Raw genomic sequence first — 518 nt, forward strand, 5'->3', positions numbered from 1 at the left:
TGCGGCCGGTAGTTGGTGAAGAACGGCGTGTGGCGGCCGCCCTCCTCCTTGGTCAGGATGTACGCCTCGGCCTTGAACTTCGAGTGCGGCTTCACCGAACCCGGCTTGCACACGACCTGGCCGCGCTCCACGTCCTCGCGCTTCGTGCCGCGCAGCAGCACGCCGACGTTGTCGCCCGCCTGCCCCTGGTCGAGCAGCTTGCGGAACATCTCCACGCCCGTCACCGTCGTCTTGGTGGTCGCCCGGATGCCGACGATCTCGACTTCCTCGCCCACCTTCACGATGCCGCGCTCGACGCGACCCGTCACCACCGTGCCGCGGCCCGAGATCGAGAACACGTCCTCGATCGGCATCAGGAACGGCATGTCGATCGGACGCTCCGGCTGCGGGATGTAGCTGTCCACGGTCGCCATCAGCGCCAGGACCGCCTCCTTGCCGATCTTCGGCTCCTTGTCCTCGAGCGCCATCAGCGCCGAGCCCTTGGTGATCGGGATGTCGTCGCCCGGGAAGTCGTACTT

1 protein-coding gene is annotated in these 518 nt (G+C 67.2%); it reads right to left on the minus strand.

All coding sequences use genetic code 11. The features are described 5' to 3' along the window. On the minus strand, positions 1-518 hold a 518-nt coding region (locus tag ACLBYB_RS32740; protein ID WP_447701370.1), incomplete at both ends, for an EF-Tu/IF-2/RF-3 family GTPase.

Source organism: Methylobacterium sp. D54C (assembly GCF_053345595.1).